At 69.0% G+C, this 25,175-nt stretch carries 23 protein-coding genes; 5 read left to right on the forward strand and 18 right to left on the reverse strand.

Annotated elements, in window-relative coordinates:
- Positions 1-32: 32 nt before the first annotated feature.
- From N1032_RS13230 to N1032_RS13250, 5 genes are all read right to left on the reverse strand, one after another.
- Positions 33-1,433: an FAD-binding oxidoreductase gene (locus tag N1032_RS13230; protein WP_259539564.1), complete on the reverse strand. Its 1,401-nt coding sequence runs from the start codon at positions 1,431-1,433 to the stop codon at positions 33-35.
- 74 nt (positions 1,434-1,507) lie between these two features.
- Positions 1,508-3,037 carry a S1C family serine protease gene (locus N1032_RS13235; protein ID WP_259539565.1) on the reverse strand — a complete coding sequence of 510 codons (1,530 nt, stop codon included), beginning with the start codon at positions 3,035-3,037 and terminating at the stop codon, positions 1,508-1,510.
- Positions 3,038-3,205: 168 nt separating this feature from the next.
- A complete protein-coding gene (locus tag N1032_RS13240; protein ID WP_259539566.1) occupies positions 3,206-4,105 on the reverse strand; it encodes a carbohydrate ABC transporter permease in 900 nt (299 codons plus the stop codon).
- Positions 4,092-4,880 carry a carbohydrate ABC transporter permease gene (locus N1032_RS13245; RefSeq protein WP_259539568.1) on the reverse strand — a complete coding sequence of 263 codons (789 nt, stop codon included), beginning with the start codon at positions 4,878-4,880 and terminating at the stop codon, positions 4,092-4,094. The genes N1032_RS13240 and N1032_RS13245 overlap by 14 nt, the downstream gene beginning before the upstream one ends.
- Before the next feature lie 172 nt (positions 4,881-5,052).
- Complete coding sequence (locus N1032_RS13250) at positions 5,053-6,408, reverse strand: ABC transporter substrate-binding protein (RefSeq protein ID WP_259539569.1); 1,356 nt, start codon at positions 6,406-6,408, stop codon at positions 5,053-5,055.
- 169 nt (positions 6,409-6,577) lie between these two features.
- On the opposite strand from N1032_RS13250, the gene N1032_RS13255 reads away from it, so the two are divergent.
- Entirely contained in the window at positions 6,578-7,327 is a 750-nt protein-coding gene (locus N1032_RS13255) for a FadR/GntR family transcriptional regulator (RefSeq protein ID WP_259539570.1), read from the forward strand.
- Positions 7,328-7,392: 65 nt separating this feature from the next.
- Here N1032_RS13255 and N1032_RS13260 read toward each other — a convergent pair whose 3' ends face one another.
- The 5 genes from N1032_RS13260 to N1032_RS13280 form a co-directional block, all read right to left on the reverse strand.
- Positions 7,393-8,244 (reverse strand): SDR family NAD(P)-dependent oxidoreductase, encoded by an 852-nt coding sequence (locus N1032_RS13260; RefSeq protein ID WP_259539571.1) that lies wholly within the window; start codon positions 8,242-8,244, stop codon positions 7,393-7,395.
- Positions 8,237-9,088, reverse strand: a complete 852-nt coding sequence (locus tag N1032_RS13265) for a fumarylacetoacetate hydrolase family protein (RefSeq protein ID WP_259539572.1) — start codon at positions 9,086-9,088, stop codon at positions 8,237-8,239. The genes N1032_RS13260 and N1032_RS13265 overlap by 8 nt, the downstream gene beginning before the upstream one ends.
- Positions 9,089-9,128: 40 nt before the next feature.
- Positions 9,129-10,268, reverse strand: a complete 1,140-nt coding sequence (locus N1032_RS13270; protein WP_259539573.1) for a mandelate racemase/muconate lactonizing enzyme family protein — start codon at positions 10,266-10,268, stop codon at positions 9,129-9,131.
- A 130-nt stretch (positions 10,269-10,398) separates the two neighbouring features.
- Entirely contained in the window at positions 10,399-11,361 is a 963-nt protein-coding gene (locus N1032_RS13275) for an aldo/keto reductase (protein ID WP_259539574.1), read from the reverse strand.
- Positions 11,358-12,407, reverse strand: coding sequence for an amidohydrolase family protein (locus N1032_RS13280; protein ID WP_259539576.1), 1,050 nt, complete (start codon positions 12,405-12,407; stop codon positions 11,358-11,360). The genes N1032_RS13275 and N1032_RS13280 overlap by 4 nt, the downstream gene beginning before the upstream one ends.
- An 87-nt stretch (positions 12,408-12,494) precedes the next feature.
- Between N1032_RS13280 and purF the strand changes: the two genes are divergently transcribed.
- A complete protein-coding gene (purF, locus tag N1032_RS13285) occupies positions 12,495-13,952 on the forward strand; it encodes an amidophosphoribosyltransferase (protein WP_259539577.1) in 1,458 nt (485 codons plus the stop codon).
- A gap of 62 nt (positions 13,953-14,014) precedes the next feature.
- Entirely contained in the window at positions 14,015-14,482 is a 468-nt protein-coding gene (locus N1032_RS13290; RefSeq protein ID WP_259539578.1) for an NUDIX hydrolase, read from the forward strand.
- A gap of 78 nt (positions 14,483-14,560) precedes the next feature.
- Here the strand turns inward: N1032_RS13290 and N1032_RS13295 are convergent, their stop codons facing one another.
- Entirely contained in the window at positions 14,561-15,073 is a 513-nt protein-coding gene (locus N1032_RS13295; protein WP_259539579.1) for a mycothiol transferase, read from the reverse strand.
- Between the two features lie 59 nt (positions 15,074-15,132).
- Between N1032_RS13295 and N1032_RS13300 the strand changes: the two genes are divergently transcribed.
- A complete protein-coding gene (locus N1032_RS13300; protein ID WP_259539580.1) occupies positions 15,133-17,508 on the forward strand; it encodes a transglycosylase domain-containing protein in 2,376 nt (791 codons plus the stop codon).
- 71 nt (positions 17,509-17,579) lie between these two features.
- Here the strand turns inward: N1032_RS13300 and N1032_RS13305 are convergent, their stop codons facing one another.
- Entirely contained in the window at positions 17,580-18,335 is a 756-nt protein-coding gene (locus tag N1032_RS13305) for an SDR family oxidoreductase (RefSeq protein ID WP_259539581.1), read from the reverse strand.
- Positions 18,336-18,471: 136 nt separating this feature from the next.
- On the opposite strand from N1032_RS13305, the gene N1032_RS13310 reads away from it, so the two are divergent.
- Complete coding sequence (locus tag N1032_RS13310) at positions 18,472-19,065, forward strand: TetR/AcrR family transcriptional regulator (RefSeq protein WP_259539582.1); 594 nt, start codon at positions 18,472-18,474, stop codon at positions 19,063-19,065.
- A 53-nt stretch (positions 19,066-19,118) separates the two neighbouring features.
- On the opposite strand, the gene N1032_RS13315 is transcribed toward N1032_RS13310, so the two are convergent.
- The 6 genes from N1032_RS13315 to N1032_RS13340 all read right to left on the reverse strand — a co-directional run bounded on the left by N1032_RS13315 (position 19,119) and on the right by N1032_RS13340 (position 25,164).
- Entirely contained in the window at positions 19,119-20,111 is a 993-nt protein-coding gene (locus N1032_RS13315) for a LacI family DNA-binding transcriptional regulator (protein ID WP_259539684.1), read from the reverse strand.
- 115 nt (positions 20,112-20,226) lie between these two features.
- Entirely contained in the window at positions 20,227-21,159 is a 933-nt protein-coding gene (locus N1032_RS13320; RefSeq protein ID WP_259539583.1) for an aldo/keto reductase, read from the reverse strand.
- The gene (locus tag N1032_RS13325; RefSeq protein ID WP_259539584.1) at positions 21,159-22,268 is read right to left on the reverse strand and encodes a LacI family DNA-binding transcriptional regulator; all 1,110 of its coding nucleotides are present in this window, start codon (positions 22,266-22,268) and stop codon (positions 21,159-21,161) included. The genes N1032_RS13320 and N1032_RS13325 overlap by 1 nt, the downstream gene beginning before the upstream one ends.
- A 39-nt stretch (positions 22,269-22,307) precedes the next feature.
- Positions 22,308-22,760 carry a GlcG/HbpS family heme-binding protein gene (locus N1032_RS13330; protein ID WP_259539586.1) on the reverse strand — a complete coding sequence of 151 codons (453 nt, stop codon included), beginning with the start codon at positions 22,758-22,760 and terminating at the stop codon, positions 22,308-22,310.
- Positions 22,757-23,467, reverse strand: coding sequence for a gluconate 2-dehydrogenase subunit 3 family protein (locus N1032_RS13335; RefSeq protein WP_259539587.1), 711 nt, complete (start codon positions 23,465-23,467; stop codon positions 22,757-22,759). The genes N1032_RS13330 and N1032_RS13335 overlap by 4 nt, the downstream gene beginning before the upstream one ends.
- Entirely contained in the window at positions 23,464-25,164 is a 1,701-nt protein-coding gene (locus N1032_RS13340) for a GMC family oxidoreductase (protein ID WP_259539588.1), read from the reverse strand. The genes N1032_RS13335 and N1032_RS13340 overlap by 4 nt, the downstream gene beginning before the upstream one ends.
- Positions 25,165-25,175 lie beyond the last annotated feature (11 nt).

Consider the following 25,175-nt stretch of genomic DNA (forward strand, 5'->3'; position numbering starts at 1 on the left):
CCGATGCCCGCAGCAAAGTGACCCAGCGGGCGCTACGCCGTCGCGGCGGCGACCGCCGCGCGCAGCGGGCGGCCGACCGCGATCACGCCACGGGGGTCGAACGCCGCGATGAGGCTGGCGAGCCGCGCGAGCGTGGACTCGTCGTAGATGCGCCGGATGTGCTCGGCATCGTCGGCCGGGGCGAAGTTCGGCAGCTGACGACCGGTGGCCCACGGAGCCAGGGCCTCGTGGATGCCGCGGCCATCCGTTACCGAGAGGTCGACGGCGGGGCCCGCCGCGATGCCCACCGTGAGCAACGTGTAAGCCGCGTCGATCTCTCCGAAAGCGCTCGGCTGCGCCGAGGGCTCATCGAGGGCGCCGCCCAGCAGGCGCAGTTCGGTCACCAGCTGCAGACTCGCCGCGCCGGCGCCGGCCACGTCGAGAAGCGCCTCGACGGCGTCGGCGGGCAAGCCGCGCAGCAGGCTGAATTCCTCGTGGCTCGGCAGCGGGTCGACCGGGTCGGAGTGGATCATGCCGATCGCCGCGTAGGGCATCACGCCGATGCCGCCGAACACCGGCGCGGCCGCCGACGCCATCGCGGCGAAGGCCCGTTCGCCCTCGGCCGGGTCGCCGGTCCAGGCGAACCGCACCGAGACCGTCTGCTTGCCGGCGATGGGCTCCGGCAGGAACGGCAGCTCCGGCAGCCGGTTGATGGCCAGCGAGGTGGTGCCCTGACGGTCGAGGCCGGGGCTCCACTCGGCCCAGGCCCGCACCACGTCGTCGGTGTCGGCAGCCGAGAAGAACAGCGCTCCGCCATAGACGGTGGGCTGACGCACGAGATCGATCTCGACGGCGGTCACGATGCCGAGCGCGCCTTTTCCGCCGCGGAGGGCCCAGAACAGCGAGGGGTTCTCGTCGGGCGTCGCGCGGCGCAGTTCGCCGTCGCCGGTGACCACGTCGAACGCGCGCACCGTGTCGGAGGCGATGCCGTAGGTGCGGGCCACCGGGCCGAGTCCGCCGCCCGTGAGGTAGCCGACGGCGCCGACATCCGGAGCCGAACCCACCAGCGGGGCGAGCCCGAACGGCGCGGCCGCCTCGAGCACCGGGCCCCATTTGACGCCCGACCCGATGCGCGCCCAGCCCTCCTCGTGCACGACGAGCTCGTCGAGGCGGCCGGTGTGCACGAGCAGCTGGCCGTCGAGATCGCTCGAGGCGCCGTGGCCGGTTGCGCGCACCGCCACCACGATGCCCGCACGATTGGCGAACCGCACAGCGGTCGCCACGTCGGCGGCGTCGGCCGCCTCGACGACCGCGGCGGCGCGGGCCGGCACGGCCACGTTCCAGGGGGTGGCGAGCCGCTCGTAGTCGGCCGTGCCGGGCAGGTGCAGCGCACCGCTGAGGCTCGCGGCGAGCTCATCGAAGGTGCCCTCGGTGAGCACGGGGATGGTGGTCATGGTGTCTTCTTCTCCTTGAGGTGGGGTGGTGAGTGGGTGTGGTGGTTGTGGTCGGTGGGATCGGTGGAGGCGCATCAGAACTCGGCGATGAAGCTGCCGACGATGCGGTCGATGGCCGCGAGGTCGTCGTCGGTGTTCGCCTGCACGTTCACCGTGATGACGTAGGAGCCGTCGTCGGCCACCGCGGCGAGGGTGACGTATTTCGCGCCGACGCCGCCGCAGTTGTCGAAGATCTCGTAGCGGCCGGTGTGGTAGCCGTCGGCATACTCCTCGACGCCCTGGGCCGTGCAGCCCTGGGTGTTGAGGAAGTCGATCGACGGCTGCAGCAGCCCGTCGACGGTGCTCGTGGGCACGGCGTCGTGCGAGGCGGCGATCGAGACGCCGGGGGTGTCCCAGCTCGAGGTGAACGAGGCGACGTCGGGGCTCGCGATGATGCCCGCCCACGCGGCGCCGGTCTCGTCGGTGAACGGTGCGCCGTCGACATCCGACCACGTGCTCGGCACCTCCACCTGGATGATGCCGTTGTCGTCGGTGATCGTGGTGTAGTCGCCGTCGGCGGTGGAGCCGCCCTGGGCGATCTGCTGCACGGCGGCGAGCGGTGTGCCGTTCACCTGACCGTCGTAGTAGACGCCCTCGCTCGGGCGGAAGACCTCGACGTCGATGGCGGCGTCGCTGCCCTGGGTGCGCAGCACGTCGCAGTAGTCGGCCATGGTGCCGTCGGTCGCGAGCGTCACCCCCGCCATGCGGGTGATGAGGTCGCCGGGCTGGATGCCGGCCTGATCGGCAGCCGATCCCGCGACCACCGATGAGGCCCAGACGCCGAGGCCGTTGCCCTCGTCGTCGGTGATGGCCTCGGCGTTGACGCCGATGCTGTCGTGGTCGACCCCCTGCTGGAGGTCGTCGAGCACGGCGAGCACCTGGTCGCGGTGGATGGCCAGGTTGGTGTCGTAGAGGTCGTTGCCGGCGTAGTTGACGCCGACGACGTGTCCGCTGGTGTCGACGAGCGGCCCGCCCGAGTTGCCGGGCCGGATGCGCGCGTCGTGCTCGATGACGCTGTCGATCGAGGCCCACGGGGTCTCACCGGCGGTCGACGCCTTCGACACGATGCCGCGGGTCTCGGTGAAGGTGGGGTCGCCGAGCGGGTAGCCGGCGGCGTAGACATCGGTCGCCGTCTCGATCTCACCCTCGCGCCAGTCGAAGTAGGGGTAGTCGCCCTGCTGCAACTGGATGACGGCGAGATCCATGCACTCCGACGAGCCGAGCACTTTGGCGTTCAAGGTGGTCGAGGTGTCGCCGCCGAGCCACACCTTGAGCGTGCCGGCGCCGGCGACGACGTGGTTGTTGGTGACCACGAGACCGTCGGGCGAGATGACGAATCCCGAGCCGCGGCCGGCGGCTTCGTAGCCGCCCTCCTCGGGCGAGACGAAGGTGCCGACCGACTCGATCTGCACGGTGGCCGACTGCACGCCGTCGAAGTCGACGGCGGCCGAGGTGTCGCCTCCGGCCGGCGAGATGCCGGGGAGGGAGAAGGAACAGCCGGAGAGCGCGAAGGCTGCTCCGAGCAGGAGAACGGGAGCGGCGAGGGCCGCAGACCGGGTGGACATGGTGGTGAGAACTCCTTGAACGGAAACGGGCGTGAGGATCGTCTGGCAATGGCCGGTGGCGCCCGACCCGAAGGGCCGAAGTGGCGCAGATAGACGATCCCGCACGCCGGTTGGCGCGTTCTTGGGGGTTCTTGCGGATTCTTGGCGTTCGCTTGGCGACGCCGGCGGTTACTCCTTGGTGCCGCCCGCGGTCAGCCCGCTCACCAGGAACCGCTGCGAGAACAGGAAGATCACGAGCACCGGCGCCACCGAGAGGATGGTCGCGAGCGCGAGCACGGGCAGCGAGATGGTCACCGAGCCCGCGGTGGTGGGGTTGAACAGCGGAACGTTCGACAGCAGTTCGGCGAGCCCCACCTGGATGGGCGACTTGCGCCCCGGCACCATCACGAACGGCAGGAAGTAGTTGTTCCAGTTGCCGACCAGGCTGAAGAACCCGACGAGTGCCACCACGGGGGTGGCGAGCGGCATGGCCACCTGCGCGAACACGCGGAACTCCCCGGCCCCGTCGATGCGGGCCGCGTTCAGCAGATCACGCGAGACCGCGGTCGAGAAGTAGATGTAGGTCAGGTAGACCCCGAACGGGAAGAACGAGAACGGCAGGATGACCGACAGCGGCGTTCCCACCAGCCGCACCGAGCTCAGCTCGAGGAAGATCGGCAGCACGAGCGCCGTGTTGGGAATGAGCATGACGATCAGGGTCGTGACGAGCAGCGCCCGCCGGAACCGGAACTCCACCATGGCCAGCGCGTAGCCGGCCGGGATGCTCACCACGAGGGTGATGACGAGCGCGACGCCCGTGTAGAGGGTCGCGTTGCCGAGCCACACCCAGACGATGCCGTCTTGGAACGCCATCAGCTCCGACCAGTTCGACGCGAGCGTGTCGAAGGCGCCGAAGGTGAAGGGGCCGTCGAGCAGCAGCTGACGGGCCGTCTTGGTGGGGGCCAGCACGAGCCAGACGATCGGGATGACGAAGAACAGCACGAAGACGCCGATGACGCTCCAGCCGAGCACCCGCCCGATCCAGCGGGCGGGGGCGGGCGACGGTGCGAGTCGCTCAGTCGCGCTCAAAGAGGCCTCCTCGGAAGACGAACAGTGCCGAGAGCCCGGCGGCGACCACGAGCAGCAGCAGCGAGATCGCAGCCGAGCCGTTGAAGTCGTTCTGGCGGAAGGCGAAGAGATAGGCCAATTGGTTGAGCGAGTAGTCGGGTGGCACGACGCCCTTCGACGCCTGCGAGAGCACGCGCGGTTCGACGAACAGCTGGGTGCCGGCGGCGAGCGACATGACGGCCATGTACGAGATCCATTTGCGCATCAGCGGGATCTGGATGTGCCAGGCCGTCTTCACGGGGCCGGCGCCGTCGATGCGCGCCGCCTCCATCACCTCGACCGGGATGTTGTTCAGCGCGCCGTACATGATGATGATCCAGCCGCCGGCCCCCGCCCAGAAGGCGATCAGGGTGAAGATGACGGGCAGGTTGCCGATCGACACGGTCTGCACGAAGGTCTCGAAGCCGAACAGGCGCAGGATGCCGGCTACCGGGCTCACGGCGGGGTCGAGCAGGAACAGCCAGAGCATGACGCTCGACGCTCCCGCCAGCGCGCCGGGGATGTAGAAGAGGAATCGCGAGGCCGACGAGAGCCAGCGCACCCGCACGGCGTGCACGAGCAGTGCCAGCAGCACCACGAGGATGGTCAGCGAGATGAGCCAGATCACCACGAACAGCGCCACGTGCTGCACGGCGGGCCAGAAGCGGTAGTCGCCGAAGACCTTGACGAAGTTGTCGACTCCGACGAACGCGCCATTCTTGGTGAAGGCGAGGAACACCGCGTAGATCGCCGGCACGATGCCGAAGACGATCAGCAGAACGGCGTAGCCGCTCGAGAAGATGTAGCCGATGCGGGTCTGGCTGCGGTCGGGCTTGCGACGACGGCGGCTGCGCCGCCGGCCCTCCTCATCGAGGGGGCCGACGGCGGGAGCCGTGATCTGAGCGGTGGTGGTGATGATGCTCGCCTGTCTACTTGACGGTGTAGCCCTGAACCTGGGCTTCGTTCAGAATCTGGTCGTGCCACTCGGGCACGACGTCGGCGATGGTCTTTCCGTCGGCCAGGGCCGGCACCACCACGGCGGCATAGGCCGTCTCCGGGCTGAAGCTCGGGAAGCCCCAGCCGCCCCACACGCTACCGGCGGCGGTCTGCACGGCCGACTTGAAGTCGCCGGTGAAGAAGTTGCTCTCGGCCTGCGTGTCGAGCCAGGTGGAGGCGGCCGAGTCGTAGGCCGGCAGGCCGGAGGCCAGCGCCGCCGCTTCGTCGGACGAGGTCACGAACTCGAGGAACGTCTTGGCCGCCGCGAGGTTCTTGGAGTGGCTCGAGGCATACCAGACACCACCGCCGACGTTGCCGGTGACCTTGTCTTCACCCTCCCAGTAGAGCGGGTCGGCGGCGCCGATCTCGCCCGCCGTGGAGTTGAGGCTGTCGGGGTTCTGGAACAGGGCGCCTGCGTACCACGCCGGGCCCGGCATGGCGACGATCTTGTCGGAGTAGTTCTCGACGAAGGGAGCGCTGAAGACGCTGTCCTGCACGAGCGTGCCGTTGGCCACCATGCTGTCGAGCATGTCGGTCATGGCCACCGAGTGGTCGTCGTCGAAGTCGGACGAGAAGGTGTCGCCGTCGAGCTGGAAGATCGGTGCCTGCGCGCCCCAGTAGTAGACGTAGGTGCCGACGAAGGAGTCGCCGATCGAGCCGAGGATGTAGCCGGGGTGCTCGGCCGCGAGCTTGTCGCCGAGGGCCTGGTATTCCTCCCACGTGGTGGGGATGGCGTAACCGAACTCGTCGAGCAGCTTCTGGTTGTACCAGAGCACCACCGGGGCGAGGTCGTTGCGCAGGCCGTAGACCGTGCCGTCGACCGTCATCGGGTCGTTCGCGCCGTCGGTGAATCCTGAGAGGAAGTCGTCGGAGAGGTAGCCCTTGTTGAGCGGGGCCGCGAAGGCCTGCACGCCGTTGGTCTCTTTGGCCGCCCACGACGCGTCGTTCGTCTGCGTCGAGAAGACGACATCCGGCCATCCCTCGCCCGACTGGTCGAACAGGGCGACCTTGGTCTGGAACGAGCCCGATCCGCCTGCGTTGCCGTCGTAGGTCTCGATGCTGATCGGCACGTCGGGGTTGGCCTCTTCGAAGGCCTTCGCGACGGGCTCGCGAGCGGCGTCGACCCAGACGGTGATGGTGCTGTCGGCCGTCTGCTCGGCCGAGGCGAAGCCGTAGTCGCTGTTCACCTCGCTGCCGCCGCCGGAGCATCCGGCGAGTGCGGCGATGCCCACGACCGCCGTGGCGGTGGCGAGAAGTCGGGTGAGTGGGCGGCGGTGCTGTGCTGCCATGAGCGGATCCTTCGTGTCGGCGTCGTTGACGATCTGCCGCTGTGCGGCGGTGGCTCTATCAGATCATACATCTTACGTATGAGCAATAGTTAGCGCTGCCACGGCTCCATCTTCGCAGTTCTCCGCGCCGAGCGGAGTCATCATACGTACGCCGTCTACACTGTGCGACATGACTGTGGCGAGCACCCCCGCGACTTCGGGCATCCTGGGCAGTGGCGAGAGACGGGCTCCGGCGGCACGACTGGGCGTCGCCGTGGTGCACGATCTCGTCGCCGCGATCGTGACCGGCGCGGTGAAGCCGGGCGAGCCGCTGCCCCCCGAGGGCGACCTCGTGAGCTCGTTCGGAGTCAGCCGCACGGTCGTGCGCGAGTCGGTGAAGCGACTGGAGGAGAAGGGCCTGGTGACGGTGTCGCAGGGTCGCGGCACCGTCGTGACGGCTCCCTCGGAATGGAACCTGCTCGACCGGGTGGTGATCTCGACCATGATCGAGAACGACGAGACCCTCGGCATCCTCGACGAGCTGGCCCAGGTGCGCGGCGACCTGGAGTCGTCGATGGCGGCCGAGGCGGCCCGGCGACGCACCGAGAACGATGTGGAGCACCTGACGGCGGCGCTGCAGGTGCAGCGGGAGGCGCTCGGCGACCTCGACGCGTTCCAGCAGCTCGACCGCCGTTTTCACGACGTGGTCATGAAGACCTCCGGCAGCCGGCTGGCGGAGTCGATCGCCCACACCCTGGTGCAGCGCGCCAGCGAGTACGCGCGCTTCCACGGCGATCCCGGCCCGGAGGGCTTCGCGCTCACGCTCGTGGAGCACCAGCGCGTGCTCGACGCCGTCGCCGCGGGCGATGCCGACGACGCCGCCGAGGCGATGCGCGAGCACATCGCGCGGTCGTGGGAGCGGCGCCGGCTGCCGCGGTAGTTCCAGGCTGGGAGCCGCGGCCGCGACTAGGAGTCGCTGCTTCGGCCGACGCTGCGGCCGCCCCGTCAGGTCGCGAGCGGGCGGATGCGCAGGGTCGTCAGTCCGCCGTCGACGTCGAGCGCGGTGCCGGTGGTCGACGAGGCGAACGGGCTCGCCAGGTAGGCGATCGCGTGCGCGACCTCCTCGGGCGTGACCATGCGTCCTGTCGGCTGCCGGGCGTCCAGGGCCGCGCGCTCGGCGGCGGGGTCGTCGTAGCGCTTGAGGTAGTTCGACACGAACGGGGTGTCGACGGTGCCGGGCCGCACGCAGTTCACGCGCACGCCGTCGCGAACGTGGTCGACCGCCATGCCGTAGGTGAGCGCGAGCACGGCGCCCTTCGAGGCGCTGTAGAGCGCCCGGTCGGGGATGCCGTTGCTCGCCGCCACCGAGCAGGTGTTCACGATCGCGGCGTGCGCCGAGCGCCGCAGCCACGGAAGCGCCGCGGCCGAGACGCGGGCCACGCCGATGACGTTGATGTCGAGCACCCGGCGCCAGTCGTCGTCGCCGTTGGCCTCGACCGTGCCGATGGCGCTGACGCCGGCGTTGTTGATGACGATGTCGATGCCACCGGCCCATTCGGCCACGGCGGCGACGGCGGCGTCGACCGATTCTCGCGAGGTGACGTCGGTCGTGAAGCCGGTCAGCCCCTCGGGAAGCCCGTCGGCGTTGAGGTCGAGCACCGCCACGCGGGCACCGCGGGCGGCGAGCAGGCGGGATGTGGCGAGCCCGATTCCCGAGGCGCCGCCGGTGACGATCGCGGTCAGGCCGGCGAGTTCGCCGGGGGCGGTGGTGCCGGCATCCGTGGTGCTGATGGCGGCGGTGCTGGTGGCGGCGGTGCGGATGTCGCTGCCGGTGTCGGTGCCGCTGGGGTCAGTCATGGCTCACGAACTCCTGCCGTGCGCGGCCGAGGCCGTCGATCTCGAGTTCGACCACGTCGCCCACCCGCAGGTAGGGCTGGTCGGGCATGCCCATGGCGACACCCGCCGGGGTGCCGGTGTTGATGATGTCGCCGGGGCGCAGCACCATGAACTGGCTGAGGTACCACACCACGTGCTGCAGACCGAAGATCTGGTTGGCGGTGGAGCCGTTCTGCCGCAGCTCACCGTTCACCCAGAGGCGCAGGCCGAGTGCCTGCGGGTCGTCGAACTCGTCGGCGGTGGCGAACCACGGGCCGAGCGGGTTGAAGCCCTCGCAGCTCTTGCCCTTGTCCCACTGGCCGCCGCGCTCGAGCTGGAACTCGCGCTCCGACACGTCGTGCGAGAGCACGTAGCCGGCGATGTGCCCGGCAGCCTCGTCGACCGAGTCGAGGTAGCGCGCGGTGCGCCCGATCACGATGCCCAGCTCGACCTCCCAGTCGGTCTTGACCGACGCGCGCGGAATCGGCACCTGGTCGGTCGCGCCACCGAGGGTCGACGGGTCCTTCATGAAAACCACGGGTTCGGGTGGGTAGGCGGCGCCGGTCTCATCGGCGTGGTCGCGGTAGTTCAGGCCGATGCAGACGATCTTGGTCGGCTGCGCGAGCGGCGCGCCGAGCCGCGCCTGCTGATCGGCGAGGGGGGTCAGTTCGCCGGCCTCGAGCGCGGCCTCGGCCCGGGCGACACCGTCACCGGCCAAGAAGGCGCCGTCGATGTCGGCGGTGACGGGCGAGAGGTCGTAGGCGACCCCGTCGACCAGAACGGCGGGGGTCTCGTGGCCGAGGGGGCCACGGCGTTGCAACTTCATGCGGAGTGCTTTCTGCTCGGGGAACGGAGAAGACGGATGCTCACTGCCCGGGAACGAGGCGCAGCCCTGCGCGCTCCGGGCGCACGTGCGGCCCGGCGGGCAGGCGCCAACCCGGGGTCTCGTCGAGAGCGGCGATGGCGTCGAGATCGACGGTGATGCCGAGCCCGGGCGAGTCGCCGAGCACGATGCCGCCGTCGGCGATGGTCTGGTCGACGGCGAGGCCCACGGGGAAGGCGAGATCCTGCACCTCGGTGGTGAGGTGGTTCGGCACGGCCGCGGCGGCGTGGGCGACCGGGTTGCCGTTGTAGCCGACGGGGCTCACCGGCAGGTCGCGGGCGTGGGCGACGGCCGACACCCGCAGGAAGTGGGTGATGCCCCAGATCATGCCGGCCTGAACGACGTCGACGGCGTTGGCCGCGAGCAACGGGCCGTACTGCTCGAGCCCCACCAGGTTCTCACCCGTGGCGATCGAGGCCTTCACCGAGCGGCCCACCACGGCGTGGCCCTCGGCATCCCATCGCCTGACGGGCTCCTCGATCCAGGTGAGCGGCACCTGCGCCTCGACCTCGGAGACGTAGCGCACGGCCTGTTTGCGGTTCCACGCCTCGTTCGCGTCGAGCATCAGCGCCGGTCGAGGAGTGTTGCGGCGCAGCACGTCGCTCACGCCCTTGAGCCGCGCGATGTCGGTCTCGGCATCCAGCCCGCCCTTGAGCTTCGCGCTCGTGAACCCGTGGTCGGCGTAGCGCTCGTAGAGAGCGAGCAGTTCTTCGTCGCCGAGCGCGATGTCGAGGCCCGACGCGTAGGCCGGCACAAATCTGTCGCGGGCGCCGAGGGTGCGCCAGAGCGGCTCGTCGGCCATCTTGGCCTTGAGGTCCCAGAGCGCCATGTCGACGGCTCCGATGGTGCCGAACGTCGCGCCGGCGTGGCCGGTCTTGAACACGTGGGCGAGCATGCGGTCGTAGAGCGCGATGACGGCCCGCGGGTCTTCGCCCTCGATCGCAGGAAAGACCCGGCCGATGTCGCCGTGAGCGCCGAGCCCGACTCCGGTGAGCCCCGCGTCGGTGTGCAGCAGCAGCACACCCACCTCGGTGACTCCCCCGGTGATCACGCCGTTGACGTCGCCGACCGGGCGGCCCCAGTCGTGCACGGTGCTGAGGCTCGTGAAGCCGGTGATCTTCATGCTGTCCCTGATTCCGTCGGCGCGGGGCGCTCTGCACCGCGGCGGTGCGGCTGCTAAAGAGCATACATCATACGTTCTTCGTCTCGCGCCCCTCCCAATCGCGTGAGGTGTGGAGTCCGGATGTCGGCCGCTAGAGGTCGGTGACCGCAGCCCAGACCTCGGGCGGCACGCGCCTCTCGTAGAGGTCGGCGTTGCGGTCGACCTGCGCTGCCGTCCGCATACCGAGGGTCACGTTCACCACCGCCGGGTGGGTGAGCGGAAAGGCGATGGCCGCCTGCGGCAGGGTGACCCCGAACGCCTCGCACCGTTCGGCGAGCGCGATCGCCCGCGCGCGCAGCTCGTCGGGCACCGGGCCGTAGTCGTAGCGGGCATCGGGCGCCGGCCGATCGGTGGCCAGCAGCCCCGAGTTGAACACCGCCACCGCCACCACCGACTTGGCATGGGCGACCGCCGCCTCGAGAGCCGCGAGCGCCGACTCCTGCTCGAGCAACGTGTAGCGGCCCGCGAGCATGGCCACGTCGATGGCATCGGCGGCGAAGAGCTCGGCCAGCTGGCTTGCGTCATTGGTGCCGACACCGCGGGCGCCGATCACGCCCTGGTCGCGCAGTTCGGTGAGGGTCTCCGCGGCATCCCAGGCCGCCCGCTCGCCGAACTGGTCGGGGTCGTGGGCGTAGACGATGTCGATGCGGTCGGTGCCCAGACGCGCGAGGCTCTGATCGAGGGAGCGCAGGATGCCGTCGCGCGAGAAGTCCCACTGGCGACGGAGCGCATCCGGAACCACGAAATCGGCGTCGCGGCCGGTCGGATGCTCGTTGGGCACGAGCAGGCACCCCACCTTGGTCGAGAGCACGTAGTCGTCGCGGGGATGAGCCGCGAGCGCCTCGCCCAGACGCCTCTCGGAGAGCCCGAGCCCGTAGTGCGGCGCGGTGTCGAAAAGGCGGATGCCGCGCTCCCACGCCCGGTCGACGGCCGCTCGGGCCTCGGCATCGGAGGTCTCGCGGTAGAGGTTGCCGAGACTCGCGGCGCCGAACCCGAGCTCGGTGACCGTGATCGGCGTGCCGGCGAGGGCGCGCACGGGGAGGGGTCGGGTCATCCGGCGGCTCCTTGGGGTCGGGGCGGGTGGGGTGCGGTGGGTGCGGGGGCGGCCTCGGGTGCGGCGGCGCTGTCGAGTGCGGGGGCGCTGTCGGGCGCGGCGGGTCTGTCGGGCGCGGCGGCGACTCGCCCGAGACCGTAGGCCTCGGTGGCGGCGAGCTCGTCGATCGAGCGGCGTTCATCGTGCGAGAGCACGGACGACCACGCGAGGTACTGCTCGAGCCAGGCGCCGTAGCCGTCGGCGAGGCGCACGAGGGGCCAGTCCGACCCGAACATGAGCCGGTGGGGCCCGAACGCCTCGAGCCCCACCGCTCCCACGCGCTCGAGGCGCGCGGCACTCGCCGCCGCGCCCCGCACGGCGACGCCCGAGACCTTCGCCCGCACGTTCGGGCGTCGGGCGAGCGCTCGCAGGTCGGCCGCCCACCGCTCGAAGCCGGGCGCGCCGTCGCCACCGGCGCTACCGCCGCCGCCGTTGCCGTCTGTGTCGAGCGGCGCATCCGTCGTGCCGGCGGGCGGCTGGCCGAGGTGATCGAGCACGAAGAGCAGGTCGGGGTGCGCATCGGCGAGCCGCGCCGCCTGCGGGAGCTGCCAGGCGCGCACCACGAGGTCGAACACGAGCCCGCGCTCGGCGAGGGCCTCGAGCCCCCGGCCGACCTCGGGGCGCAGCAGCCACTCGGGGTCGGCGTCGACGTGCGCCAGATGACGGATGCCGGCGAGGCGCGCGCCCCCCGGCAGCTCGCGCGTGGCATCCAATCGCTCGCTCACGTCGTGGGCGGCGAGGTCGACCCAGCCCACCACCGGTCCCCGAGCCGTCGCGAGCAGGTCGCGCGTCTCGCCCGCGTCGTTGAGCGCCTGCACGAGCACGGCGGCGCCCATCCGCACGCCCGCCGAGCCGCCCGCCGCAGCACCAGCCACGTCGTCGAGCTCGGCGACCGAGAAGTCGCGGTCGATCTCGGGCAGTGATTCGTCGATCCAGTCGATCGGTGTGCGGGCGCGATTCCAGACGTGGGCGTGGGAGTCGACGAGGGTGCGCACGCGGCTGATCATACATGTGATCTTTAACGCCAACAGGGTCGGGTTCGCGCTCACCGAACTCTCGACCGGGCACCTCCTCGGCACGGTAGAATTGGCGCAATGTGCGGAATCGTGGGAATCGTCTCGTCAGACCCCGTCAACCAACTCGTCTACGACTCCCTCCTCCTGTTGCAGCACCGGGGGCAGGATTCGACGGGCATCGCCACCGCCGAGGGCAGCATCTTCCACATCGTGAAGGCCAAGGGCCAGGTGCGCGAGGCGTTCCGCACCCGTGACATGCGCTCGCTGCTCGGCACCATGGGGCTCGGGCACGTGCGCTACGCCACCCAGGGCACCGCCTCGGCTGAGCAGGAGGCCCAGCCGTTCTACGTGAACGCGCCCTACGGCATCATCCTCGTGCACAACGGCAACCTCACGAACACGCGCGAGCTCACCGACGAGCTCTACAGCATCGACCGCCGGCACCTCAACACGAACTCCGACACCGAGGTGCTGCTCAACGTCTTCGCCAACGAACTGCAGTCGCAGATCACCGGCCTCTCGCTCGACCCCGACCAGATCTTCACCGCCGTCGAGCGTGTGCACGAGCGGGTGGAGGGCTCCTACGCCACCATCGCGATGATCGCCGGGCACGGGCTGCTCGCGTTCCGCGACCCGTTCGGCATCCGGCCGCTCACGCTCGGCAGCCGGCTGCTCGACTCGGGCCAGATGGAATACGTCGTGGCATCCGAGTCGCTCGTCATGGAGAGCCTCGGCTACACGGTGCTGCGGGATGTCGCGCCGGGTGAGGCCGTGTTCATCACGCTCGCCGGCGAACTCATCACGAAGCAGTGCGCGCCGAACTCGGTGCTCGTGCCGTGCTCGTTCGAATACGTCTACCTCGCCCGGCCCGACTCGGTGATGTCGGGCATCTCGGTCTACGAGGCGCGGCTGCGACTCGGCGACTACCTCGCCGACACGGTGGCGCGCTACACGCCGATGGGCGACATCGACGTGGTCATGCCGATTCCCGACTCGTCGCGGCCCGCGGCCATGCAGGTGGCGCAGAAGCTCGGCGTCGAATATCGCGAGGGGTTCTACAAGAACCGCTACGTCGGCCGCACGTTCATCATGCCCGGGCAGGCCGCGCGCAAGAAGTCGGTGCGGCAGAAGCTCAACGCCATGTCGAGCGAGTTCAAGGGCAAGAACATCCTGATCGTCGACGACTCGATCGTGCGCGGCACCACGTCGAAAGAGATCGTCGACATGGCACGCCAGGCCGGCGCCAACAAGGTCACCTTCGCCTCGGCCGCGCCTCCCGTGCGCTACCCGCACGTCTACGGCATCAACATGCCGTCGCGGCACGAGCTCGTGGCGCACGACCGCAAGATCCCCGAGATCGCGCAGGCCATCGGCGCCGACCACCTCATCTATCAAGAGGTGGAAGACATGCGCAAGGCCATCACGCTCGGCTCCGACGTGACCGACCTCGAGATGAGCTGCTTCACGGGTGACTACGTCACCGGCAGCGTCAGCCCCGAATACCTCGCCTGGGTCGAGGCCAACCAGCTCTCCTGACCGCGGTGCACCCCCGGCGGCGGGTGGGATGTCGCGGCAGCAGGCGCCGCTAGGCTCGAGACATGGCCACCCCTGACTTCGTGCTCGCGCTGCGCGAGAAGATCGGCAACGACCAGCTCTGGCTCACCGGCATCACCGCCGTGGTGACCCGCGGCGACGACCTGTTGCTCGTGAGGCGCAGCGACAACGGCGCCTGGACCCCGGTGACCGGCATCGTCGACCCGGGCGAGGAGCCCGCGATCGCCGCGGCGCGAGAAGTGCTCGAAGAGGCTTCGGTCGTGGCATCCGCGGAGCACCTCGCGTGGGTGCACACCATTCCCGAGGTGGTCTACCCCAACGGCGACCGCTCGCTCTATCTCGACATCACCTTCCGCATGCGCTACGAGTCGGGCGAGCCGTTCCCGGCCGACGGCGAGAACACCGAGGCGCGCTGGTTCGCGCCGCACGAGCTGCCCGAGATGAGCGACGAGATGCGCGCCCGGGTGCGGCACGCGCTCGACGGGGTGGAGCGGGCGCGCTTCGAGAGCTGAGGGCTGCGGCGGGGCGGCCGTTCGGCGGCGGCGCGGCGGTTCGGTGCTGCCGCCCGGCTGCGCCCCACCCGCAGCGACTCAGCGCCGCGAGACGATGCCGCGCACGAACGACGCCTGGCCGGCGTGCTGCAGGTCGTCGTTGATCACACTGACGAGCCGCACGGCGAGCGTCACCGGCGGGTTCCACGACTCGTCGACCACGCGCGCGAGATCGACCTCGCCGAGCGACCGCAGGTAGGTGACGGTCGAGGAGTAGACGGCCTCGTGGTAGTCGACCAGCAGCTCGGCCGAGACATCCTTCACCTGCCCTACCTGCTCGGGCGACTGCCCGTAGCCGGTCGCGTCGGCGTCGAACGGCAGGCCGAACCTCTGCTGCCAGCCGTCGCGCGTCCACACCTGTTCGGTGCCCGCGACATCCGCGATGTGGTCGTCCTGCACGCGGGTGAGGTGCCACACCAGCCACGCGATCGAATTGGCCGCCGGGTCGACGCGGAACGCCAGGTCGTCGTCGGAGAGCCCGCCGGCGGCCCGGCGCACGGTGTCGCGGATGCGCGTGAACGCGTCTTCGAGAAGGTCGGTGCTGGTCGTCATGCGCGCCACCCTACGCCGCTATCAGGGTCTTCTGAACGAAGCGCCGTACCCTGGCCGATATGCCCGAAAGTCCCAACCGTCTCGTCAACGCCTTCCAGCGGCTGGTCGACGGCACCAAGCGTCCTGTCGGCATGATCCTCGGTCTCTCGGTCGTCGCCGCGCTGCTCGTGACGGTGATGGCGGTGCCGGCGATGGCCGTCACGGGGGTCTACGCCTCGCGGTCGGTCGACGTGCTCGACACGCTGCCTGACGGCATCCGGCCCGGCACGCTCGCGCAGAAGTCCGAGATCTACGCCACGAACAGCGACGGCTCGACCAGCCTGCTCGCCACCGTGTTCGACCAGAACCGCCAGGAGGTCGGCTGGGACGACATCTCGCAATACGTCAAAGACGCCGTCGTGTCGACGGAAGACCCGCGGTTCTACGAGCACAGCGGAGTCGACCTCGCGTCGACCCTGCGCGCCGCGGTGGGCAACCTCACGTCGGGCGGCGTCGAGAGCGGCGCCTCGACAATCACCATGCAGTACGTGCGCAACATCCTGGTGCAGCAGGCCGAGATGCTCGACACCAAAGCCGAACGGGATGCCGCCTACGAGGCCGCGACCACGGAATCGCTCGACCGCAAACTGATGGAGATGCGCTACGCGATCGCGCTCGAGAAGCAGTACTCCAAAGACGACATCCTGCTCGGCTACCTCAACATCGCCAACTTCGGCGGCTCGGTCTACGGCATCGAAGCGGCCGCCCAGTACTACTTCGGGGTGTCGGCACGCGATCTCACCATCGCCCAGGCGGCGACGCTCGCGGCCACCGTCAACGAGCCGAACGGCCTGCGCATCGACCGGCCCGAGAACATCGCCGACAACGAGGCCCGCCGCAACGAAGACGTGCTCGCCTCGATGCTGAAGGAGCAGTCCATCACGAAGGCGCAGTACGACGAGGCGGTCGCCACCCCGGTCACCCCCAACATCACCGAGCCGACCACCGGATGCCAGGCCGCCGCGAGCGGCGCCGCCTACTTCTGCGACTACGTGACCTGGATCGTGAAGAACGACCCCACGTTCGGCGACACCGCCGACCAGCGCTGGCAGCACTTCAAGCAGGGCGGCTACAAGATCTACACCACGCTCAACACCGCGCTGCAGGCCAACGCCGACGAGACGATGAAGGAGTACATCCCGGCCACCTACGACGGGGCCGACCTCGGCTCCACGATCGTGACGGTCGAGCCGGGCACCGGGCGCATCCTGGCCATGGCCCAGAACACGACCTTCGACGACGACCCGTCGACCACCACCCCCGGCGCGACCGCGGTCAACTACAACACCGACATCGACTACGGAGGGTCGTCGGGGTTCCAGGTCGGCTCTACCTACAAGGTCTTCACCCTCGCCGACTGGCTCTCGAAGGGCCACACGCTGAGCGACCGGGTCAGCGGCAACGAGCAGACCTACGACTTCTCGCAGTTCACGAACTCGTGCACGGGACCGACGAGCGGCACCTGGACCCCGAAGAACGACGGCAGTGCCCGCCCCGGCACGATGAGCGTGCAGTCGGCGCTCACCAACTCCGTCAACAACGCCTTCGCCGTGATGGCCGAGCAGCTCGACATGTGTGACATCAAGAAGTCGGCCGAGTCGCTCGGCGTGCACCGGGCCGACGGCGACGAGCTCGGCACGAACCCCAGCGACATCCTGGGCACCAACGAGATCGCGCCGCTCACCATGGCCGCCGCCTACGCCGGCATCGCGGCGAGCGGCCTCTACTGCGCGCCCGTGGCGATCGACCGCATCGTCGACCCCGAGGGCACCGAGATCACCCCGCCGCAGGCGAACTGCACGCAGGCGGTGCAGCCGAACATCGCCGCCACGCTCGCCTACGCGATGCTGGGCCCGATCGAAGACGGCACCGCCACCGCGTCGAACCCGAACGACGACATCACCCACATCGGCAAGACCGGCACCACCGACAACGAGAAGGACACCTGGATGGTGGGCGCCTCGACCGCCGCCGCGACCGCCGTGTGGGTGGGCAACGTGTCGGGCAACGTGTCGATGACCGAGATCGATCCCAATGACTACGCCGGCAGCACCGTGCGCCACCGCATCTGGCGGTCGGTGATGACGGCGAACGACGACGTGCTGGGCGGCGGTGAGTTCCCCGAGCCCGACGAGGCGCTCGTCGACGGCTCGACGACCCGCTTCGACTCGAACGGCACGAGCACCGGGTCGGGGTCGGATTCGGGCACGGGTTCGGGCTCGGGTGATTCCGACGGCACGACGCCGACGGTTCCCCCGGCGACGGTTCCGGATGTCCCGGCCCCCGCGCCGACCCAGGCTCCCGCCGAGCCGACTCCTGCCCCCGAGCCCACGGTCGCGCCCACGCCGGGCGCCGACCCGGGCACGGGCGGCGCCGCGCCGGCCCCGGGCCAGTAGGCGCGGGACGCGGCGCGGTGCCGCCCGCTCCCGCCCGCCCGGTCGCGCTCGCTCCCACTCGCCCTCGGCGGTCAGCGCACCTGATCGGTGGGGCGGATGAGCAGCTCGTTCACCGAGACGTGCTCGGGCTGGCTCACCGCGTAGAGCACGGCCCGGGCGATGTCGTCGGGCTGGAGCGCGCGCATCGACTCATGCAGCTGCTGGGCCAGGGCTCGCATATCGGCGTTCGTGGTGTGGCTCGCCAGTTCGGTGGCCACGAAGCCGGGCTCGATCACCACGACCCGCACGCCCTCGGCCGTGACCTCCTGCCGCAGCCCCTCCGAGAAGGCGTTCACGCCGAACTTCGAGGCCGAATACACGGCTCCCGCTGCCGAGGCGACGCGACCCGACGTCGACGACGTCTGCACGATCGTGCCTTTGCTCTGCAGCAGATGAGGCAGGGCGGCGTGCGTCGCATACATCGTGCCGAGCAGATTGGTGTCGATCATCGTCTTCCACTCGGCCGGGTCGGCCCCCGCGACAGGCCCGCTCAGCATCACACCGGCGTTGTTGACGAGCACGTCGAGTCGCCCGAAGCGCTCGACCGTGGCGTCGACGGCGGCGCGCACCGACTCGGCGTCGGTGACGTCGAGGTGCAGCACGAGTGTCTCCCCCGGCATCCGTTCTGTCAGGCCTGCGAGCCGCTCGGTGCGTCGCGCTCCGACGGCGACGAGGGCTCCGGCCTGCGAGAGGGTCAGGGCGATCGCCTCGCCGATGCCCGATGACGCTCCGGTGATCAAGGCGACCTTGCCGGTCAGCGTGCTGGTGTGTGTGGGCGTGGTGTTCATCGTGGATCTCCTTCAGTGCTGGTCTTCGCGTGCTGGTCTCGAGTGCTGGTCGTCGAGCGCCGGTTCCGAAACGGACCAGGCGGTCACATTCACAGTAGTCGACAAGCGGACCGTCCGGTCACGTTAGACTCGAGCCATGAGCGAACAGCGATCCGACGCCCGGCGCAACCGGCAGCGGCTGGTGAGCGCCGCGGCGGAGGCGTTCGCGACGGTGGGCACCGAGGCATCCGTTGCCGACATCGCCGAGCGTGCCGGGGTGGGCAAGGGCACCGTGTTCCGGCATTTCGCCTCGAAAGACGAACTGCTCGGCACCATCGTGGGCGACGTGCTCGACACGCTGCTGCGCCGCGGCGAAGACCTCACAACGGCTCCGGATGCCGCCGCGGCGCTCGAGGCGTTCATGAGCGAGACCATCGAACTGCAGGCGCACGACCGCGCATTCTGCGAGGTCGTGGCGGGAACAGCCGTGGGTGACAGGCGCATCCGGGAGTCGATCGCGGCGCTGGAAGACGTGGTCGCGCGACTGACCGCCCGCGCTCAGAGCCAGGGGGCTCTGCGGCCCGACGTGACCGGCGACGACATCGTGCTGCTGCTGAGCGGCATCTACCAGACCGCCGCGCCCCTCAGTGCGACGCGGCCCGAGCTGTGGCGACGCTACCTCGCGCTCGCGCTCGACGGGCTGCAGACGTCGGCCGCGCGCACGGCGCTGCCGGCGGCGGGAGCGCCCTGACTCGAGCCGGCCCGCGCGTCGGCCGCGGCATCCGTGTCACATGGAGCGATCGGTTATCCGCGCTCGGGAGGTGGTGCGGTGCTGTCTCGCACGACCAGCATCGGCTCGATCAAGGGGATGGTCTCGGCGTCTTCGCCGCGCATCATCGCGAGGATACGCTCGACCGCGACCCGCCCGACCTCTTCGAAGTCGAGCACCACGGTTGTCAGCGCGGGCTGGAAGTAACGGGCCTCGGCGACATCGTCGAAGCCCACGACGCTGACGTCGGCGGGCACGGCAATCCTCCGCTCGTCGAACGCTTTCATCACGCCGAGCGCGAAGGGGTCGTTCGCGGCGAACACCGCGGTGATTCCCGGTCGGTCGGCCAGTTCGAGGCCGGCACGGTAACCCGATTCCGCGCTCCAATCGGCGGTCGTCACCACCGGCGGAACGACCCGCCCGGCGGCGGAGAGTTCCGCGGACCAACCCCGGTGTCGAGCCGTGCTGGCCATCCAGCCGGGAGGTCCCTCGACGTGCCAGACCGTCTCGTGCCCGAGGTCGAGCAGATGCCGCACCACGCGGCGAGCGCCCGTCACCTCGTCGATCGACACACTCATCGAGGTCTCGGGAGATCCCTGCTCGAAGGTGATCACCGGCACATCCGTCTCGATGCCGCGCAGCATCTCGACCGCCGAATAGAGCGGGGCCAGCACGATCACGCCGTCCACCTCGTCGGAGTTCAATTCGCGAAGGGCTGCCCTCATGCTGGCCCGGTCGAGTGACCCGATGGTGATGAGGCGCGTCGAGTAGCCATTGAGCCTCGCCTCCTCCGAGATGCCGAACAGGGCGACGGAGGGGCCGTGCACCGACAGCGCGTAGCTCACCACCCCGAGATTCATGGTGCGATTGCTCGCGAGGGCGGCGGCCGCGGTGTTGCGCCGGTAGCGCAGCTGCTCGATCGCCGTCTCGACGCGCTCCCGAATGTCGGGGCTCACGTTGGTGGCATTGTTGACCACCCGCGAAACGGTCTGCTGCGACACCCCGGCGAGTTTCGCCACGTCGACCATCCGGGGGCCCCGCGATCGGGATGCGGCTCTGTTCATGAACAGATCGCGGAGTCACGACCGACTGAGATGATCCGCATGACCCCATTATGCAACCCGGCTCGCGGGGCCGGCTCCCCTACGCGCGGGTCAGAGGCAGCACATCGTCCCACAGCTCGTCGGGGATGGCCCAGTGTGCGAGCTCGAGGGTCTGATCCACCCGCACTGGGTCGGACATCCCCACCACGGTCGAGGCGACCTTGGTGTTCCGCGTCGAGAACTGCAGGGCGAGTGCCGCCAACGGAACCCCGTGCCGGTCGCAATGGGACTTGATGGTGGCGACCCGGTCGAGAGTCGACTGGCTGGCGGGCGAATACATGTAGGTCTTGACCACATCCGGCCCCTTCACGAGCATGCCGCCGCCGAACGGAGCTGCATTCACGAATCCCACCCCTGCTTCGAATGCTTCATCGATGAGCGGGGCGGCGGTCTGGTCGATCAGCGTGTAGCGGTTGTGGCTGAGCACCACGTCGAAGATGCCGGTGCGCACGTAGCGCAGCTCGAGATCGATCGGACCGCCCGCCACGCCCAGATGCTCGATGACACCCTGTTCTTTGAGGGCGACGAGCGCCTCCACAGCGCCGCCGGACGCCATGGCGTCGTCGAACTCGATCTTCTCGGGATCGTGGAAGTAGACCAGCGGGAGGCGGTCCAGGCCCAGGCGCTCCAGGCTCTCCTCCACCGAGGCTCTGACGCGGGCTCCGGAGAAATCGTCACTACCACGAAGGGGATCGACCTTCGTTGCGACAACCGTGCCCGCAGGTACGCCACCGGCCGCTGCGATCGCCGCGCCGATACGCCGCTCACTGTCGCCGTTGCCGTACTCGTTCGAGGTGTCGATGAAGGTGATCGAGCTGTCGAACACCCGCCGGATCGTCGAGATCGCGACCCCCTCGTCGACCTCGTAGCCGTATTGCTCGGGAAAGCTGCCCAGCGCACTGGTGCCCACACAGAGCGTCGAGACGTCGAGCCCCGTTCGTCCCAGTGTTCGTGTGCTCGTCGTTGTGGTCATCATTGGTCCTTTCGTGTGACTTGTGTTTGCTGACCGCGGGCGCGCGATGGCGGCGGTCCGGTGGTGTCTCGCAGGATGAGGTCGGAAGCGATCAGCGGGATGGGGTCGTCGGTCCGCGCGCCTTTCATCAGGTCGAGGATGCGGTCGAACGCGCGGCTACCCACCTCGTCGAAGTCGAGCCGCACGGTCGTGAGGCTCGGCCGGAAGTAGGCAGACTCGGGGATGTCGTCGAACCCGACGACGCTGACGTCACCCGGAATGTGCACAGCGTTTTCCGAGAGCGCCTTCATCAGTCCGAGAGCCATCTGATCATTGGCGACGAGGACGGCAGTGATGCGTGGGTCTGCGGCTACCAGCTGGCCGGCGCGGTAGCCGGATTCACTCGTCCAGTCGCCGTCGAACGTATCGGGTGCGAACCGGTGCTGGGCCGACAGTTCGGCGGCCCAACCACGCACCCTCGCCTCAGCGCCGGTCCAGCCGGCCGGCCCTCGCACGTGCCACACGGTCTCATGCCCGAGCTCGAGCAGATGCCTCGTCGCGAGCCGGGCTCCCCTGACCTCGTCGACCGCGACATGATTGGGAAGCCCTTCGCTCCCAGGGTCGAACACCACGAGCGGTATCCCGTAGTCCATTCCGCTGAGCGCGACGCGTGCTGCCTGCACCGGCGCGAGCACCAGAACGCCGTCCACGGAGGTCGCCGTCAGATGATCGAGGGCCGACTGGATGGTTCGCTTGTCGACGTCGCCGAGGGTGACCAGGCTCGTGGCGTAGCCGTGTCGACGTGCTTCCTCCGCGATGCCGAACAGCGCGACCGACGGGCCGTACTGCGCCAGACCGAAGCTGATGACGCCGAGATTCATGCTCCTGTTCGTGGCCAGTGCGCGCGCCGCCTTGTTGGGCCGGTAGTCCAGCTGGCGAATGGCCTCGTCGACGCGACGGAAGACGTCCTTTCCGACGTTCGGATTGCCGTTGACGACCCGGGAGACCGTCTGCTGAGAAACGCCTGCGAGCCGCGCGACCTCGACCATCCGCACGGACTTCTTTGCCGGTGGCCCCGCCGGAAAAGGTGAAGGCCCGGGTATCGGGGAATTCGGGTCATTCTCGGTCATGGCTTCCGCCCCCACGGCGGCCGATCGAATGCCAGCCCGTCACGGGGACGGCCTTGATCCGAGAAGCCTCTCGATGGCGGCGGCGGCGACCTCCGCGATGGCCTGGTCATCGCTCATCGAACTCTGACCCGAGACCCCGACAGCACCCACGACGGTATCGCCCATGCGGATGGGAATTCCGCCCCCGAGGAGGGAGAGCCCGTCGATGTTCCGCACCCCGTGGACGAGCCAAGCGTCGTCGGCGATATCGGCCCAGTACTGATGCGTTGCCGTCAAGTTGCCGGCCACGGAGAAGGCCTTGGCCCGTGCGATGTCGATGGTCTGAAAAGGCGCCCCGTCCATCCGCGCAAACGCTACGAGGTGCCCAGCGGCATCGACGATCGCGCAGCACGTGCGCAACTCTCGCGCTCGCGATTCAGCCACCGCCGCGTCGACGCCGGCGCGAGCGAGGTCCAATCCGACGCTCTCGAGGGAGACCAGTCCTGCAGTCATGATCGTGCTTCTTTCGTTCTCAGGTGCGGAATGAGTTCTGGCCAGGAGTAGTCCGCGAGATAGGAATCGCGCAGGCTGTACGCTCCCGAGATGGTGTCGGCCAGGGAGTCCGGGCCGGGGAACCCGATCACTTTCCACCCCACGCGGTCGCGGTTGCCTCCGTACACCGGGTCGCCATAGAAGCCCTGCCGGGTGTGCAGCAGGAGCGCCTGAAAGAACGGCAGGCCCTCATCGAACGCACCCATTTGGAACGCACCGGCGATGGTGTCGGTCTCGAAACTCAATGGGTCCGGCTTGTTCGCACCAGAGAGCTCCTCGAGCGCGGCATCCTGTTCCGGCTCGCTGAGGCTCACGAAGTCGAGGCCCCCGCTCCGGCCCGCGGCGGACGCGTCGAGATCACGGATGCCGCAGCGGTAGGTGTGCCGCATGTCGAAGATGCGCGCCCGCCACGCTTCAGCTTCTTTGCCGGCGAGTTCGAGAAACCCCGACCCGTCTGCAGCTGCGTAGATGTACGTGATCCCCGAGAGGTATCTGTCGATGAAGCGCACCACTCCCGCTTCTCTCGCCCCGGGGTCGTGGTCGGTGGGCATGATCCGGGCGGTAGCCGCCTCGATCGTCGACCATTCGTGCGGGCTGAAGAACAAGGGCTGGTTGTCGTCGACCGTTTCGGGCACGACCACTCGCCAGTCGGCTTTGCTGGAGCTCATCGGGTGCCCACCTTCGAGGACGAGGTTCGATGCTCTCGTGGAATCTCCGCCTCCCGGCCTCGCGCGTACACCTCGTCGATGTACTCCGCGCACCGCCACGCGTTCGCCATGATCGTGAGCGTGGGGTTCACTCCGGTAGCCGTCGGGAACCCGGAGCCGTCGAGCACGAAGAGATTGTCGACGTCATGGGACTGTCCCCACTCGTTCAGCACGCTCTTCGACGGGTCGGTGCCCATGCGCGCGGTGCCGTGCTGATGACACGAGTTGCCGGTGCTGTGGCCTTCGTTGATGTAGACAGGGATGGTCTTGCGGGCGCCGGCGGCTTCGAGAATCTCCGCGTTCTTGTTCACCTGCCATCTCGACAGGGCCACGTCGTTCGGATGCGATCGATGCGTGATGCGCGCCACGGGCAAACCCCAGGCGTCCTTCACGGTCGGGTCGAGATCGACACGGTTCGATTCCACCGGAAGGTCATGCACCGTGTTCCCGATCTTCATCGCCCGACCGAAGAACTCGCGGTCGGCGTCCTTCGCCGACTGACCCCAGGCGGGGCGGCCGGGCAGGATCCAGTTCCCGGGCTGCCCCGTCATCGACGCTCCGATGAAACCGCCGTTGATGAAGCCACGCGATTCGTCGGTCTCGTAGAACTCGAACGATCCCCCGCTGATGTAGTTGCCCACCCAGCCGTCGAGTGGCTCATCGAAGAGGCCGACGGCGAAGACGTACTCGTGGAAGGTCGCGTTTCGGCCGACCTGCCCGCTGGAGTTTCCGATGCCATCGGGGAAACTGCTCGAGGTCGACTGCAGCATCAGGCGCGCGGATTCGATGGCGCCAAGGCAGAGAATGACGACATTCGCGGTTTGGACGACATCGCGTCCGTCGGCGTCGGTGTAGAGCACACCGGTCGCACGCCCGTCCGGTCCGACCATCACCTCTCGCACGTAGCATTCCGGCCGGAGTTCCAAGTTGCCTGTGGCGACGGCATCCGGGATGAACGTGGTCAGGGTCGACGAACGAGTGGATGTCGGATCGCCGTAGGTGTTCCAGAATCCCGTCCAGTTCGTCGGTGTGCGACCACGATACGGTTCGGAGATCGTCGCCTGCGGAATCGGGAATCCGTTGATCCCCAACCTGTTGCACGCGTCGTAGAACCGTTTGCCGAACTTGGTGGGCGGAAGCGGTGCCGTCGGGTATCCGGCGCTCCGGAACGGTTCGTACTTGTCGGCGCCGGCGAGCCCGGCGCATCCGAATGCCCACTCGACCTTGGTCAGGTACGGCTCGAGATGTTCATATCGGAACGGCCAGTCGACCAGGCTCGCGCCGGGGATGTCGCCATGCAGGCTCCGCTGCAGGAAGTCGGACTCTCGCGGCCGTGGAAACCAGCCCGCCCAGTGGGTCGTTCCGCCTCCCACGGTGAAGGGAACCATGGAGAAGGGATAACGTTCCGCCACCTCGTCCTCCGACATGCGGAGCGTGCGCGGCGCGATCCGCGGATCGGCCCAGAGATAGTTGCGGTTGACGAACTTCACCTCGTCACCCGAGAAGTGCTTCGCGGGTGTCAACCACGGACCTCGCTCGAGGCCCACCACGCTGTAGCCGGCTTCGGAGAGCACCTTTGCGGCCGTTCCTCCTGAAGCGCCCATCCCAACGATCAGCACATCGGCGTGCTCCGGAGTCGTCTTGTCGCTGTTGGTCATGCTGCTTCCTT

The organism is Herbiconiux daphne (assembly GCF_024979295.1).
GTDB lineage: Bacteria > Actinomycetota > Actinomycetes > Actinomycetales > Microbacteriaceae > Herbiconiux > Herbiconiux daphnes.